Source organism: Phenylobacterium sp., from assembly GCF_016793225.1.
Taxonomy (GTDB): Bacteria; Pseudomonadota; Alphaproteobacteria; order Caulobacterales; family Caulobacteraceae; genus Phenylobacterium.
Window position 1 is genome coordinate 23,444 of the sequence record NZ_JAEUMN010000186.1, and the last position, 13,935, is coordinate 37,378.

16 protein-coding genes are annotated in these 13,935 nt (G+C 71.0%); 4 read left to right on the top strand and 12 right to left on the bottom strand.

Translation table 11 applies throughout. The features are described 5' to 3' along the window. Positions 1 to 19 precede the first annotated feature (19 nt). Together fixJ and JNK30_RS23025 are read right to left on the bottom strand one after the other, a co-directional pair. Positions 20 to 622: a response regulator FixJ gene (fixJ, locus tag JNK30_RS21600; RefSeq protein ID WP_293485617.1), complete on the bottom strand. Its 603-nt coding sequence runs from the start codon at positions 620 to 622 to the stop codon at positions 20 to 22. Further along, positions 615 to 2,546: a PAS domain S-box protein gene (locus JNK30_RS23025; RefSeq protein ID WP_367118774.1), complete on the bottom strand. Its 1,932-nt coding sequence runs from the start codon at positions 2,544 to 2,546 to the stop codon at positions 615 to 617. The genes fixJ and JNK30_RS23025 overlap by 8 nt, the downstream gene beginning before the upstream one ends. A gap of 401 nt (positions 2,547 to 2,947) precedes the next feature. Here JNK30_RS23025 and JNK30_RS21615 point away from each other — a divergent pair, with 401 nt between their 5' ends. The 4 genes from JNK30_RS21615 (at position 2,948) to JNK30_RS21630 (ending at position 5,162) form a co-directional block, all read left to right on the top strand. Continuing rightward, positions 2,948 to 3,346: a response regulator gene (locus tag JNK30_RS21615; protein ID WP_293485619.1), complete on the top strand. Its 399-nt coding sequence runs from the start codon at positions 2,948 to 2,950 to the stop codon at positions 3,344 to 3,346. Positions 3,347 to 3,429: 83 nt separating this feature from the next. Next, on the top strand, positions 3,430 to 3,858 hold the full coding sequence (locus JNK30_RS21620; protein ID WP_293485620.1) for a response regulator: 429 nt from the start codon (positions 3,430 to 3,432) through the stop codon (positions 3,856 to 3,858). 142 nt (positions 3,859 to 4,000) lie between these two features. Further along, positions 4,001 to 4,402 (top strand): MarR family transcriptional regulator, encoded by a 402-nt coding sequence (locus JNK30_RS21625; protein WP_293485621.1) that lies wholly within the window; start codon positions 4,001 to 4,003, stop codon positions 4,400 to 4,402. A 127-nt stretch (positions 4,403 to 4,529) separates the two neighbouring features. Next, on the top strand, positions 4,530 to 5,162 hold the full coding sequence (locus JNK30_RS21630; protein ID WP_293485623.1) for a response regulator: 633 nt from the start codon (positions 4,530 to 4,532) through the stop codon (positions 5,160 to 5,162). 218 nt (positions 5,163 to 5,380) lie between these two features. Here the strand turns inward: JNK30_RS21630 and JNK30_RS21635 are convergent, their stop codons facing one another. The 10 genes from JNK30_RS21635 to JNK30_RS21680 all read right to left on the bottom strand — a co-directional run bounded on the left by JNK30_RS21635 (position 5,381) and on the right by JNK30_RS21680 (position 13,934). Beyond that, positions 5,381 to 6,946: an ATP-binding protein gene (locus JNK30_RS21635; RefSeq protein ID WP_293485625.1), complete on the bottom strand. Its 1,566-nt coding sequence runs from the start codon at positions 6,944 to 6,946 to the stop codon at positions 5,381 to 5,383. A 94-nt stretch (positions 6,947 to 7,040) separates the two neighbouring features. Continuing rightward, the gene (locus JNK30_RS21640) at positions 7,041 to 7,526 is read right to left on the bottom strand and encodes a hypothetical protein (RefSeq protein ID WP_293485626.1); all 486 of its coding nucleotides are present in this window, start codon (positions 7,524 to 7,526) and stop codon (positions 7,041 to 7,043) included. Beyond that, entirely contained in the window at positions 7,523 to 8,128 is a 606-nt protein-coding gene (locus JNK30_RS21645) for a response regulator (RefSeq protein ID WP_293485628.1), read from the bottom strand. The genes JNK30_RS21640 and JNK30_RS21645 overlap by 4 nt, the downstream gene beginning before the upstream one ends. Beyond that, positions 8,122 to 8,472: a hypothetical protein gene (locus JNK30_RS21650; RefSeq protein WP_293485630.1), complete on the bottom strand. Its 351-nt coding sequence runs from the start codon at positions 8,470 to 8,472 to the stop codon at positions 8,122 to 8,124. The genes JNK30_RS21645 and JNK30_RS21650 overlap by 7 nt, the downstream gene beginning before the upstream one ends. Then, the gene (locus JNK30_RS21655; protein ID WP_293485632.1) at positions 8,472 to 9,023 is read right to left on the bottom strand and encodes a chemotaxis protein CheD; all 552 of its coding nucleotides are present in this window, start codon (positions 9,021 to 9,023) and stop codon (positions 8,472 to 8,474) included. The genes JNK30_RS21650 and JNK30_RS21655 overlap by 1 nt, the downstream gene beginning before the upstream one ends. Further along, positions 9,020 to 9,409: a response regulator gene (locus tag JNK30_RS21660; protein WP_293485634.1), complete on the bottom strand. Its 390-nt coding sequence runs from the start codon at positions 9,407 to 9,409 to the stop codon at positions 9,020 to 9,022. The genes JNK30_RS21655 and JNK30_RS21660 overlap by 4 nt, the downstream gene beginning before the upstream one ends. Continuing rightward, positions 9,409 to 10,440, bottom strand: coding sequence for a chemotaxis response regulator protein-glutamate methylesterase (locus JNK30_RS21665; protein ID WP_293485636.1), 1,032 nt, complete (start codon positions 10,438 to 10,440; stop codon positions 9,409 to 9,411). The genes JNK30_RS21660 and JNK30_RS21665 overlap by 1 nt, the downstream gene beginning before the upstream one ends. Beyond that, positions 10,437 to 11,291 (bottom strand): protein-glutamate O-methyltransferase, encoded by an 855-nt coding sequence (locus JNK30_RS21670; RefSeq protein WP_293485638.1) that lies wholly within the window; start codon positions 11,289 to 11,291, stop codon positions 10,437 to 10,439. The genes JNK30_RS21665 and JNK30_RS21670 overlap by 4 nt, the downstream gene beginning before the upstream one ends. Then, on the bottom strand, positions 11,291 to 11,752 hold the full coding sequence (locus JNK30_RS21675; RefSeq protein ID WP_293485640.1) for a chemotaxis protein CheW: 462 nt from the start codon (positions 11,750 to 11,752) through the stop codon (positions 11,291 to 11,293). The genes JNK30_RS21670 and JNK30_RS21675 overlap by 1 nt, the downstream gene beginning before the upstream one ends. A gap of 7 nt (positions 11,753 to 11,759) precedes the next feature. Continuing rightward, entirely contained in the window at positions 11,760 to 13,934 is a 2,175-nt protein-coding gene (locus JNK30_RS21680) for a chemotaxis protein CheA (RefSeq protein ID WP_293485642.1), read from the bottom strand. Between the last annotated feature and the right edge of the window lies 1 nt (position 13,935).

Genomic DNA, 13,935 nt, shown 5'->3' on the forward strand with positions numbered 1-13,935 from the left:
TCCCGGCAACCTCAGACGTTCAGAGCCCTGCGAGGAGGGCCGTGCGGACCAGTTCGGAGAGTGTGGTCACGTTCAGCTTGAGCATGAGGTTCGCCCGGTGCACCTCCACGGTCCGGGGACTGATCCCGAACTGGCGGCCGATCACCTTGTTCGTGTGCCCGGCCACCACGCTCTTCAGCACCTCCACCTCGCGGGGGGTGAGCTTCGCCACCAGGTCCTTGTAGGGCTGCGCGTCCGCCTCCCCGTTCAGGCTCACGCCGCGCCGCGCCGCGCCCAGGGCCGCCAGCAGCACCTCGTCGCTGAACGGCTTCTCGATGAAGTCGGCCGCGCCCAGCTTCATCGCCTCGACCGCGAGCGGCACGTCGCCGTGGCCGGTCATCACCACCACCGGGAACGCGAGGCCCTGGGCCTTCATCCGGCGCAGGAGTTCAAGGCCGTCCATGTCCGGCATCCGGACGTCGGTCAGCAGGCAGCCCGGCCCAAGGTCCTTCGCGTCCGCCAGGAAGTCCGCGGCGCTGTCATAGGTCCGCACCAGGAAGCCCGCGGCCCGCAGCATGAAGTTCAGGGACTTCCGGACCGCTTCGTCGTCGTCGACGACGTAGATCTCGAGCCGGTCAGGCAAGTACGGCCTCCTCGATGTCGCGCGTCGGCATCGCGCGGAGCGTGAAGTTGAAGATCGTGCCGCCCGCCGGATTGGGCTCGGCCCAGATCCGGCCGCCGTGGGCTTCCACGATCGTGCGCGAGATGGAAAGCCCCACGCCCATGCCATCGCGCTTGGTGGTCATGAACGGTTGGAATAGGTGCTCGGCGATCTCCGGGCTGATGCCGGGCCCGGTGTCCTTCACGATGATCTGCACCATCTCGTCCGGCGCGTCCCTGGCGCCCACGGTCAGTTCGCGGCGCTCGGCGTCGGCCATAGCTTCCACGGCGTTGCGGATCAGATTGAGCAGCACCTGCTGGATCTGCACCCGGTCCACCAGCACGAACCTGGCCGAGGTCGCGACGTCGTAGCGGAGACGCACCCCGCGGTCCTTGGCGCCCACCATCGCCAGGGCGCCGGCTTCCTCCAGCAGCTGCGACAGGTTCTCGATGGAATGCTCGGTCTCGCCCTTGGCCACGAACTCCCGCAGCCGGCGGATGATCGAGCCCGCGCGCAGCATCTGCTCGCGCGCGTCGCTCAGGGCCTCGCGCGCGAGGTCGCGGTCGAACTCAGGCCGGTCCAGGAGAAGCATGGCGCCCTGGATGTAGTTCACCGTGGCGGCCAGGGGCTGGTTGAGCTCGTGCGCGAGAGCCGAGGCCATCTCGCCCATGGCCGACAGCCGGCTGACGTGGGCCAGCTCCGCCTGCACGTCCTGGAAGCGGCGCTCGGCGGCCTGGCGCTCGGTGAGGTCCCGGACGAAGCCCGTGAAGAACCGGACGCGTCCGGTGCGCATCTCGCCGACGGCGAGCTCCATCGGGAACGTGGATCCGTCCTTGCGCTCACCGACCACCACGCGCCCCACGCCGATGATGCGCCGCTCGCCGGTGGCCAGGTAGCGGCTGAGGTAGCCGTCGTGCCCGCCGCGGTAGGGCTCCGGCATCAGGCGGTTGACGTTGACCCCGTCCATCTCGGCGGCGGTCCAGCCAAACAGCCGCTCGGCGGCGGCGCTGAAGGACTGGATGGCGCCGCGCTCGTCGATGACGATCATGGCGTCGGGGATGGAGGCCAGGATCGAGCTCAGGTGCGCCTCGCGCATCTCCAGGTGCGCGATGGTGTTGGCGAGCTCCGCGCGCGTGGCGAAGGTGTCGGTGATCTCGGTGCTGACGCCGCCGACGCCCACCACCTCGCCCTCGGCGTTGCGCAGCGGGAACTTGGTGACTCGGTAGAAGCGGTCGATCCCGTCGGGCGTCGTCCATTCGAGCTCCGACCGATGCTCCTCCCCGGTCGCGAGCACCTGCAGGTCCGCTTCGATTTCCTGGGGGTTGAAGTCGTTGGTGATCTCCTCGCTGGTCCGGCCGACCGTCTCCTCCCAGCTCTTCCCCAGAACCTGCAGCGCCGCCGCGTTCGCGTAGATCACGCGGCGATCGCGGTCCTTGGCGTAGATGAGGTCCGGCGTCGCCGCGCCGATCCCGGCCAGGAGTTCCGCGCTGTTGCGCGCATCGTGCGCCGCGGCCACGAGTTCGGCCTCGATCGCCCGGCGGCGCCATATGAGGGCCGTCGTGGCCATGCCGCCCGCCAGGAAGCCGGCGCCCGTGGCGGCGATCGCGCTGTAGATGGCCCAGGCTCGGCGGTCGTACGAGCCGGCGCGCGCGGCCATGAGGCGCCGCCGCTCCTCACGCCGGAACTCGACCACAGCAGCTTCAGCGGCGGCGATCGCGGTCCGGGACGCCAGGGCGCCGTCCATCGTCAGGGCGGTCCGCACGCTCGAGAGGCGGGGGCCCTGTTGCGGATCGCCCCCGACGACCCGCTCCAGGGCGGATAGCTGCGCCGCGGCGGTGCGCTGCGCCTGCGCGTACGCTACGGGGAGCGGTCCCCCGTCCGCGTTACGATCGATCTCCGCATTCATGGCGGCTAGCGACAGGGCCAGCTCGTCCGCCAGCCCGACCCGTTGGAACGCCGCGGCGACCTCTCGGGCGACCGCACGATCTGCGCGCGCGGCCTGGAGCACACCGCCCGCCGCGAACGCCAACAGCCCCAACGACGTTGCGATGAGAATGCCCGGCACGAAACGTGAAAATGCTGCGCGGGTCATGGTGCGACGCTCAGGACGACTCACGCTTGGCGTGCATGAGGCGACACGACAGGGGTTACGAGAGCCTAGCCGACCCGTTGCGGCGTTGGGAAGCCGCCGGCTCGATCTACGGGTTTCTACGTACGCAACCGCCTCAACTGTGCGCCCGGAGCGCGCGGTGTTAGCGGTGCTGCGGCCTCCTTCTGGCCCAGTATCCATGTCCACCGGAACGGTCGATGCCCCGCCTCGCTGCCGCCCGTCCGCTCGTCCTCCTCGTGGAAGACGACATCGCCGTGCGCGAAGCCCTGCGCTTCGGCCTGCGCGTTCGCGGCTGCGAAGTCGAGCTGGCGAGCAGCACGGACGACCTCCTGGCGCGCGTCGCGGCGCTCGCGCCCTCGGTCCTCGTCGTGGACGCGAACATGAGGGGGGCGTCGGCCATCGACGTGGTGGAGGCGCTGCGGCGCCAGGGCGACCCGCTGCCCATCGTCCTGATGGCGACGCTGCCGCCACGCCAGCTCCGGCGGCGGGCGAACCGCGCGGCCGCCCTGCTCCTGGAGAAGCCCGTGCTGGGCGACCGTCTTGCCCAGGCGGTCTCGGATCTGCTGGCGCGCAACCAAGGGTCGGAATTGCCGTAAGTAATTGTCCCAGGGTGAAGTTTTCCACCCGCTATGACTTTCTTGTCTGGACGGCCGCAGGCAGGCGGCGGGGGGAACCAGACGTGACGCAGAGCATCCTGATCATCGACGACGACATCGTCTGCCAGACCCTGATCGCCGAGATCTTCCGCGATGCCGGATATCAGGTGCAGCAGGCCGACGACGGCCGCGCCGCCATGGCCCTGTTCAACGTGGAGCCCGCGGATCTGGTGGTCACCGACATCTTCATGCCCGAGCAGGACGGGATCGAGACGATCATCGCACTGCGCCAGGAGACCTTCCCACCGAAGATGATCGCGATCTCGGGCGGCGGCACGCAGTGCGGCATGGATGTCCTGAGGCTGGCCAAGCTCCTCGGCGCCGACGTCGCGCTCTCCAAGCCCGTCAATCCCGAAAGGTTGCTGGACGTGGCCCGGACGCTGCTGGAACAGCAGGCCCGGGAACGCGCCGTCGCCTGGCGCTGGGCGCCGACGTCCATCCGCGCCGCCTGACGGCAGAGCATCGCGGTCGGCCAGTTGTCGCCGCGCACCCTCCATCGCCGGCCGCCGCGTTCGCCGGCCAGTTTCACGAAGGTTTGTCATGAGTGGGTTACGGGCAGCGGCCCCCGAGGCAGGTTCCGGCGATGGCGCCCTGATGGACGCCCTGTTCCAGGCGGCGCGCAGGATCACCGAGTCCTTCAGCCGCGACCTGGCTCCGCAAGGCCTCTCGTTCGCGGCGATGCGGGCGCTCCAGGGCGTGGCTCACGAGGGGCCGCGCGGCCTGTCGCAGAGCGCCCTCGCGGCGCGCCTGCGCGTGTCGCCGGCCTCGGTCACCCGGCTGGTCGACGAGCTCTCGATGCACCGCCTCGTCGAGCGCCGGCAGCATGTGCACGATCGCCGCACGAAGATGGTGGCGATCACCGACCGGGGCCGCGACGTGCTCGGCCAGGCCCAGCAGCGCCTGGCGCGGCTGGAAACCGACTTCGCCGCCACCCGCGGGCGCATGTCCCTGCAGCAATTGGTCGAGGCCCTCGACGGCATCGGCGGCGCGCGCTGAAAGGTCGCGCCCAGCGTGACGGCAACCTGTCGTTGACTTGCTCCCCGACTGGGGGAATCAGATCGGCAATTACCCGTAGCGGGTAATTCTTAGCCGGGTCTCCGGTGTGCTTGCGGGGCGCGGAAGGATGGATGCACCAGCGGATCTCCGGATCCTGGTCGTCGATGACGATGATGGGATGAGGTCGTCCCTCCGGACCCTGCTGGACGCCGTCCTCGGGATTCCGACCGAGACCGCCGAGTCGGTGGACGCCGCCCTCCGGAAGATCGCCGACGACGAGGACCTCTGCGTGCTCACGGATCTCCGGATGCCGGGGCGGGACGGCTTCAGCCTGCTGTCCGATCTGCGGTCCCGCGGCCGGACCAACCCGGTGATCGTGATGTCGGCCTACGGCGAGGTCGCGATGGCCGTCCGCGCCATGAAGGAGGGCGCCGACGACTTCATCGAGAAGCCCTTCGAACAGGACGATCTGCTCGCCGCCCTGGAGCGGGTGCGCGCCCGCCATGACGCCCGGCAGCGCGCCGCGGCGCGGATCAGCGCCACCCACCGCCTCGCCAGCCTCTCGCCGCGCGAAGGCGAGGTCTTGTCGGCCCTGATGGCGGGCGGCAACTCGCGCACGATCGCCGCGCAGCTCGGTATCAGCGCGCGCACCGTGGAAGAATACCGCCGCCTGCTGCACGTGAAGACCCAGACGCGCTCGCTGCCGGAACTGCTCCGCCTGGCGATCGCGGCGGATTGGCGCCCCGACGCTCCGCCCTGAGGGGACGGCTCCAGGCTCAGGCCCTGCGAGATCGGCTGTTTCAACACACGATACCCGATCATCCCGGCGAAGGCCGGGATCCAGATGGAATGGCTCAGATGCGGGTTCCTAGGCTTGAAGCCCCTCCAACCAAGATCTCGCACGTGGATCTGGGTCCCGGCATTCGCCGGGACGGCCGGAAGCTGTCGAGATCGCCGATCTGGAACTGACCCTGAAACCTAGGCCGCCGCCGCGCGGCTCAGGCCCGCCAGCAGGTCCTCGAGACCGCCCAGCAATGTGTCCAGGGACAGCGGCTTGGGGATGAAGCCGTCCGCGCCGGCCTCCTCAGCGGCGCGGTGGTGCGCATCCGAGGTGTTGGCGGTCATGACCGCGATCGGCGTGCGCGCGCGGCGGTCGGCCCGTTCGCGCATGCGGATCCGTCGGATGGCCTCGATGCCGTCCATCACGGGCATCTGCAGATCCATGAGGATGGCGTCGTAGGCGCCGATGGCGGCCTCGCGGACCGCCTCGGCGCCGTCCGGCACGATCGTGAGTTCCACGCCCAGCGGATCCAGCAGGCCCTTCACCACCAGCTGGTTCACGGGGTGGTCCTCGGCCACCAGCACCCGCACGCCGGCGGCCGCCACGTCGTCCGACCCGGGGACAGGCCGCGTCAGCGCGCCGGGCGGCGCGGCCCTCGTCACGGGGATCGTCAGCCGGAAGCAGCTGCCCTCGCCCGGACGGCTGCGCGTGGTCACGTCGCCGCCCATGAGCTGGGCGAGGTTGCGGGCGATCGGAAGGCCCAGCCCCGTGCCGCCGAACTTGCGCGCGGTGGACTCGTCCGCCTGGGCGAAGCGGTCGAACAGCCGCGCCGCGGTGTCCTCGTCGAAGCCGATGCCGGTGTCCTCCACCTCGATCGCCAGGACGAGTCCTGCGTCCGTCTCGTCGAGGGTGACGCGAACCTGCACCGAGCCGACCTGGGTGAACTTGATCGCGTTCGAGATCAGGTTCGCGAGCACCTGCCGCATGCGCAGCGGGTCCGCCGATATCCAGCCCGAGGCTTCGTCCGAGAAGGCGATGTCAAACGCGAGCCCCTTTTCCACCGCACGGACGCGGTGAAGCTCGGCGGCCGAGACGACCTCCTCGCGCAGGTCGAACGGCTGGGACTCGATGGACAGCTCGCCCGCCTCGGCCTTGGCGAGGTCCAGCACGTCGTCGACGATCCGGCGCAGCGAGTGGCTGGAGTCCATGATCAGGTCGACCATGCCGCGCTGCTCGGCCGTGAGCGGCGTGCGCGCGAGCACCTCGGCCAGGCCGACGATGCCGCTGAGGGGAGTCCGCACTTCGTGGCTCATGTTGGCGAGGAACTGGTCCTTCGCCGAACCCGCCCGCAGCGCCGCCTCCTTCGCCCGCTTCAGCGCCTGGAGGGCGGCCACGTGGCCGGTGACCTCGGTGCGGATGGCGATGTAGCCCGTGATCGGACCGTCGCCCTCGCGCTCGGGCACGATGGTGGTGTCGACCCAGTAGAGCTCCCCGTCCTTGCGCCGGTTGCAGACGGTCCCGCGCCAGGTCTCGCCCGAGGTGATCGTCCGGTACATCTCCTGGAAAAACGTCTTGGGGTGCGTGCCGCTGTTGAGGATGTTGTGGTTGCGGCCCAGCAGTTCGACCTCGGCGTAGCCGCTGACCTCGATGAAGCGGGCGTTGCAGTAGATGATGCGGCCGGCGCCATCGGTAGCGGCCACGATCGCCGACTGATCGAGGGCGGCGATCAGCGAGCGTCCATTCGGCGCGTTGGCGAGTTTCATTCTCTACCTCGACCTGTCGAGAGCCTGCGAGAAGGCTAGGGCTGGCGGCCCTAACCGCCGCGGTAGAACCTTTTCCGGCTGCAACGGATGCGGTTCAGGCGGTGACGTCCTCCTCCTCCGCCCGGTAGCGCGCGATGCACGCATCCAGCGCGTCGAGCAGCGGGCCGACGTGCGCCTCGGGGACCTCGCCGCGCCGGCAGAGCAGCGCGAGCTCGATCGCCGGGTCGAGCGCCCCGGCGACCCAGTAGCGCGAGGCCAGCAGGCTGTCGGTCATCTCGCAGAGCTTGGCCAGCACCCGCGCCACGCTCGGCAGCGGCTGTTCCATGCAGCAGGCGATGATGGAGCTGGCGGTCCGGCGGACATGCTTAAGCTCGTCGTCGCCGGGACGCTCTGCGCGGCCGTGCCCGATCATCCGGACCAGCTCCTGCAGGCCCTCGTCCAGCGCCGCCCACCGCACGCCGGCCGTCTGCTCCAGGTTGGCCTCCGCCCGGGCCAGGGCTTCGCTCACCCTGACTCCCCGCGTCCCGCCGACCATGTCGCGCAGGCGGTAGCGCACGGGCCGCAACTTGACCTTGCTCACAGGCCCAGCCTCTGCGGCTTCAGCATGCCGTCGATCTCGTCCTGGGACATATTCGCTCCGATGGGGTGGCCGACGTTGACGGACAGGTCGCCCGCGCGGCGTCCGCCCGTGTCGGACGGGATGCCCGAGTTCTTGAACCGCCGGTCCGGGCCGACGTAGTTGGGGCTTTCCACGAAAAGCCGGTCATGGCGCCCGAGCCAGACGATGCGGTCCAGGAGGACGCCCGCGCTCAGCGGCTTGGCCACGACGAAGTTGGCGCCGCAGTCCCGGGCCGCGACGACCCGCGACTTCGGGAGATAGCCGCTCACGCAGACCACCGGGACGACCCGGTTCGCCTCCGGGGCGCTCGTGCGGAGGGCGCGGATGAGTTCGAAGCCCTCGTGGTCGCCGATCTCGGCGTCGACGATGATCAGGTCGAAGGTCTTCTTCTTGATCCAGTCGCGGAACTCCTGCGGGCCGCAGGCGCGGACGACCTGGGCGACCCCGAAGCCGTGGAGGATCTGGGCGATGATATCGAGCCCGATCGAGGTGGAGTCGGCGCACAGGACGTGCGCCGAACGCAGGTCCAGCCGCAGTTCCGGCTTGTCCGCGGGCGCTACCACAGCTCGCACTCCCCCGTGGACGGGCCGTCGGTCTGCTCGCCGCCGAGCCGCCGGCGAAGGTCGCAGAGACGGATCCGGTCCAGCGCCTCGGCGTGCGCGCCGTCGGCCAGGCCCGGCAGGTCGCTGGCGCCCAGTCCGGCGCAGAGCGCGCCCAGCTCGTGCAGGTGCTGGATGAGGCTGTCGAGGCCCTGCAGCGCCTCGACCTCCTCCCGCGAGAGCACGTGGCGCTCGATGACCGGGGCCAGCACCAGCTCGAAGGCCTCGCCGAACCGGGCCCAGCGGACGAGTTCCTCGCCGACGGACTGCAGGAGCTGCGGCAGGTCGGCGGTGTCGGCGGCCGTCATCAGAAGAGCTCCAGCTCGCCCGCGTGCGCCGCCGGCGCCGGCCTCAGCAGCACGTGCTCGCGCTCGGCGAGCGTGCGATCCTCGACCTTGTGCTGGCGTGCGCGTCCGCTGGCCGGCCAGAACTGGATCCGGCGGGCGGCGGCGCCGCCGAGGCTCCCGGCCACCAGCGGAATGGCTTCGTCTCCCAGGAAGGTCCGGATGAATTCGGCGTTGCGGGCGCCGATGTCGACCATCCGGGCCGCCATGCGCGCGCCGCCGAAGGCCTTGGCGCGCAGCCGGTCGCGGCGCGCGCCGCGTTGCAGGAGGCCGTTGATCAGCACCTCCATGGCCTGAACGCCGTAGCGCCGGTCGCCCACGGCGCCGTCCGGCCGCTCGGGCAGCAGGAAGTGGTTCATGCCGCCGACGCCGGCCACCGGATCCCACAGGCAGGCGGCCACGCAGCTTCCCAGGATGGTCGTCAGGCAGACGTCGGCGTCGCTGCAGATCGCATGGCCGCCCTGGACGACATGCAGCCTGCGCCCGGCGTCGAGGACGGCCGTGGCCCCGCTCACGTGAGCGCCCCGTAGACTTCCTCGATCTTCTGCCGGAGGCTGGCGACCGTGAACGGCTTCACCAGGTAGTTGTTGACGCCGAACTGCGCGGCGCGCTGGACGAGGTCGGTGTCGGCGCGGCCGGTGAGCATGATGAAGCCCACCTTGCCGAGCTGCGGCGCCGCGCGGACGGCCCGCAGGAGGCTCAGGCCGTCCAGCTTGGGCATGTTGTAGTCCGAGATCACCAGGTTCACGGACTTGTTCAGCAGCTGGCGCAGGCCGTCCTCGCCGTCGACGGCCTCGTCGATCTCCTCGACTCCGATGGACTTGAGCCCGTTGCGCACCAGCGTGCGCATCGTCAGCTGGTCGTCCACGATCATCACCTTGAGGGCGGCGGCGGCGGGCATCAGGCGGCTCCTTGAAGGGGTTGTGCGGCGGCGCGCAGGACGGCAGGTCCGATGCGGTGCAGCGGAAGCACGCGCTCGACGGCGCCCAGCTCCTCCGCCGCCCGCGGCATGCCGTAGACGATCGACGTGGCCTCATCCTGGGCGATGGTCGTCGCGCCGCGGCGGCGCATCGCCAGGAGGCCTTCGGCTCCGTCCCGGCCCATGCCGGTCAGGATCACCCCCACGCCGCGCGCGCCCACGGCCGCGACCGACCGGAACAGGACGTCCACGGAGGGCCGATGGCCGCTGACGGGGCCTTCGGCGGTGAGGCGGCAGGCGAGGCGCCCGCCCGACCCGGACTGCAGGGTCAGGTGGGTCGCGCCGCCGGGCGCGAGGTAGATCCGCCCTGGAACCACGTCGGCTCCGTCCTGCGCCTCCGAGACCTCCGGCGCGCAGACGCGGTCGAGCCTCGCCGCGAAGCTGGCGGTGAAACTCGCCGGCATGTGCTGGGTGACGAGGGTGGGCGGACAGTTGGCCGGGAAGCAGGCCAGGACGTGCAGCAGCGCCTCGACGCCGCCTGTCGACGACCCGATCGCCACGACGCGGTCGCCGGCCACGTAGTCGGACGCCACGGCGGCGGGAGCCTCGCGCATGCGCGGGTGGGCCCCGGCCGCCACGACCAGGATGTCGGCCAGGTCGTCGAACGCGTCGGCGCCGGCCGGGCCGCCCTTCGCCACGCAATCGATGGCGCCGAGCTCCAGGGCCGCCAGCGTCAGCTCGGCGCCGCGGCTGGTGAGGCTCGAGACCATCACCACCGGCATCGGCCTCAGCCGCATGAGCCGCTCGAGGAAGTCGAGCCCGTTCATCCGCGGCATCTCGATGTCGAGGGTGATCACGTCGGGATTCAGCGCCTTGATGGCGGCGCGCGCGGCGTCGGCGTCCGCAGCCTCGCCGACGACCAGCAGCCGGGGGTCCGCCGCGATCCGCGAGCGCAGCAGCGCCCGCATCGTCGCCGAGTCGTCCACGATCAGGACCTTCGCAGGGCCGCTCATGACGCCGCTCGCCGGTAGATCGTGAGGCCTGCGCTGGTGAGGCCGGGGACGTCCGCGCGCTCGGAGTGGCCGATGTAGAGGCGCCCCTTCGGGCTCAGGCGCTCGGCGAACCGGCGCCAGAGCTGCGCCTGCGCCGCCTCGTCGAAGTAGATCGCCACGTTGCGGCAGAAGATGGCGTCGAAGTCGCCCTTCATGGGCCACGCGCCGTGGAGGTTCAGCGTGCCGAAGCTGATCAGCGCGCGGACTTCGTCGGCCATCACCGCCTGGCCGTCCACGTCCTGGCTGTAGCGCTGCCGAAGCGCGGGCGGGACGGGCTGAAGCTCGGCCGGGTCGTACTGCCCGAGGCGGGCCCGCTGCACGACGACGGGGTCGATGTCCGTGGCGAGGATGCGGACATCCAGCCGGCCGGCTTCGGGCAGCGCGTCGAGAAGCGTCATCGCCATCGAATAGGGCTCGTGGCCGTTCGAACAGCCGGCGGACCACAGGCGCACCCGGGCGCCCGCCCGCGCCGCGGGCGCGAGCGTCGTGACCACCTGCTCGCGCAGGGCCTCGAAGTGGTGGGGTTCCCGGTAGAAGCGCGTGACGTTGGTCGTCAGCGCGCTCAGCAGCGCCGCGCGCTCCTCGCGGCCTTCCGGGCTCTCGATCAGCTCGCAGTAGTCGCGGAAGCGGGTCAGTCCCAGGGCGCGCAGGCGCTTGCTCAGCCGCGAGTAGACCAGCGAGCTCTTGCCCTCGCCCAGACGGATGCCGGAGTCGCGATGCAGGATGTCCGCGATGAACCGGAAGTCCTTCGGCTCGAGGACGAAGGCCGCCCCGGCCGCGGAACTCGCCGCGTGTGCGGCCTGAGCGCCCATCAGGCCGCCTCCTCGACAGGAACGTCAGGCAGCACGCCATCCAGGCTGATCACGCTGATCAGGCGCCCCTCGGAGGGGATCAGTCCCCGAACGAAGGCGCGGTTGGCGTCGCAACCCACGTCCGGCGCGGGCTGGATCGTGTCCTCGTCGACGGTCAGGATGTCCGAGACCGCGTCCACCAGCAGCCCGATGGTCCGCTGCCCGATCTGCACGACGATGATGACGTGCCGTTCGGTCGGGGCCGACGTCTCGATCTCGAGGCGGCTCCCCAGGTCGACGACGGGCAGCACCGCGCCGCGCAGGTTGATGACCCCGCGGATGTAGCCGAGGGTGTTGGGCAAGGGAGTCGCAGGCGTCCAGCCGCGGATCTCGCGCACGGCGCGGATGTCGACGCAGAACTCCTGCTCGCCGATGCAGAACGAGATCAGTTCGCGCCGGTCGGCGACGTTCGGGCTGCTCATGTGGACCTCAGCTCGCTTGCAGGAAGGGTTCAGGGGCGACGGCGGGCTGCCCCCGCCGCCGGGCCGCGACGATGCCGTCGACGTCCAGGATCAGGGCCACGCGGCCGTCGCCCAGGATGGTGGCCGCCGCGATGCCGTCGACCTGCCGGAAGTTCTGCTCCAGGCTCTTGATGACGACCTGGCGCTGGCCCTGGATCGCGTCGACGCCGAGGGCGATGAGACCGCCGACCTCGCTCTCCACCAGGAGGGTGACGCCGGCCGCCGCCTCGGTGGACGCCCGCCGCCAGTTGAAGGCCGTCGCGACGTCGACGAAGGGGATGGCGGCGCCGCGGACCGTCAGGACCCGGGAGCTGCCGAACGGCCTGACATCGGCCGCGCGGGGCCGGAGCGTCTCCACGATCACGCTGATGGGGATCACCAGCGTGTGGTCGCCGATCGTGACCACCATCCCATCCAGCACCGCCAGCGTGAGCGGCAGGCTGAGCGTGAATGTCGAGCCCTCCCCCGGGCGCGAGCTGATCGAGATGCGGCCGCCGAGCGCCTGGATCGAGCGCTTGACCACGTCCATGCCGACGCCCCGGCCCGAGATGTCGGACACCGCCGGCGCCGTGGAGAAGCCGGGCGCGAAGATGAGGTTGTCGACCTCCTCGTCGGTGAGGGTCGCGTCGCGGTCCACGATCCCGCGCTCGACAGCGATGTCGCGGACGCGGTCGCGGTTGATGCCGCGCCCGTCGTCGGCCACCTCGATGACGATCCGTCCCGAGCGATGCATGGCGCTGAGGCGCACCACGCCCTCGGCCGGCTTGCCCGCCGCCACGCGATCCGCCGGCGACTCGAGGCCGTGGTCGATGGCGTTGCGGATCATGTGGGTGATCGGATCGCTCAACCGCTCGATGACCGTCTTGTCGACCTCGGTGCCCTCGCCTTCCGTCACGAGGCGCACCTGCTTGCGGGTGGCCGCGGCGACCTCACGGACCAGGCGCGGCATCCGCTGGAAGACCGACTTCACCGGCTGGGCGCGGATCGCCATGACGCTGTCCTGGATCTCGCGCGTCAGCTGCTCCAGGTCGTCCAGGCCCACGGCCACGGTGCTCGATTTCGCAAGGCCCGCTTCCACCACGCGCTGCCCGAGCATGGCCTGATTGATCACCAGTTCGCCGACCAGGTTGATGAGGCGGTCCACACGGTCGAGATCCACGCGGATCGTGGCCTGGACGTCGCGCCGCTCGCCGCCCTGGGCGGCCAGCGCGGCCGCGGGCGCGGGGGCTGTGGCCGCCGGCTCTTCCGGCGCTGCGGGAGGCCCGGCCTGCTCGGGCGGCGCAGTCTCTGCGGCGATGCGCGCGAGCACCTCGGCCACGGCGTCGTCCGGCCCTGCGTCGGCGAGCGGCTCGGGGACGGTTTCAGGGGCGGCCTCCTGGGCCACGGTGACGTCGCAGTCGTCGCCGACGAACTCGAACACCTCGCGAATGCGCGCCTCGGACAGGTCGTCGCCCGTCAGCCGCACGCGCCACGCCAGGCGCGGACGCTCGGGCTCGAGCTCACTGAGGTCGGGCAGGCCCGAAACATCGGCCGTGACCTCGGCCGCGCCCAGGCGCTCCAGCTCTCGCAGCAGGAGCATCTCGTCGTTGGCGGCGGCGTACATGCCGTCCAGCGGGCGGAAGCACACGATCCAGGCGCAGGGCGGAGCTTCCGCCTCGAACGCGATGTTGACCGGCGTGAAGGCGAACGACGGAGCCCCCGGCGCGGGCGCCTCGGCCGGAGGCGCCGTGAACGCCGGCGACGGCGCGACAGAGTCCTGGACGGTGAGAAGCCCCTCCAGCTCATGGACGACCTCGGCGCCGAACTCCTGCGGGAGCGCGCGGTCGTCCCGCGCCGCCGAGACCAGGTCGGCCAGGACGTCGGATGCGCGCAGCAGCACCGCGACGACCTCGGCGCCGGGGCTGAGCCTGCCCTTTCGCAGCTCGTCCAGCGACGTCTCGAAGGCGTGCGAGAAGCCGACCAGCGCCTCGAGGCTGAAGGCGCCCGCACCGCCCTTCACGGAGTGCACGGCGCGGAACACGGCGTTGACGGTGTCCTCGTCGACGGCGCCGGCCTTCAGCGCCAGAAGGCCTGCCTCCAGGTCGCCGAGAAGGTCCTCGCACTCGGCGAAGAACGTCGCGCGGATGGCTTCCATTTCGTCCATG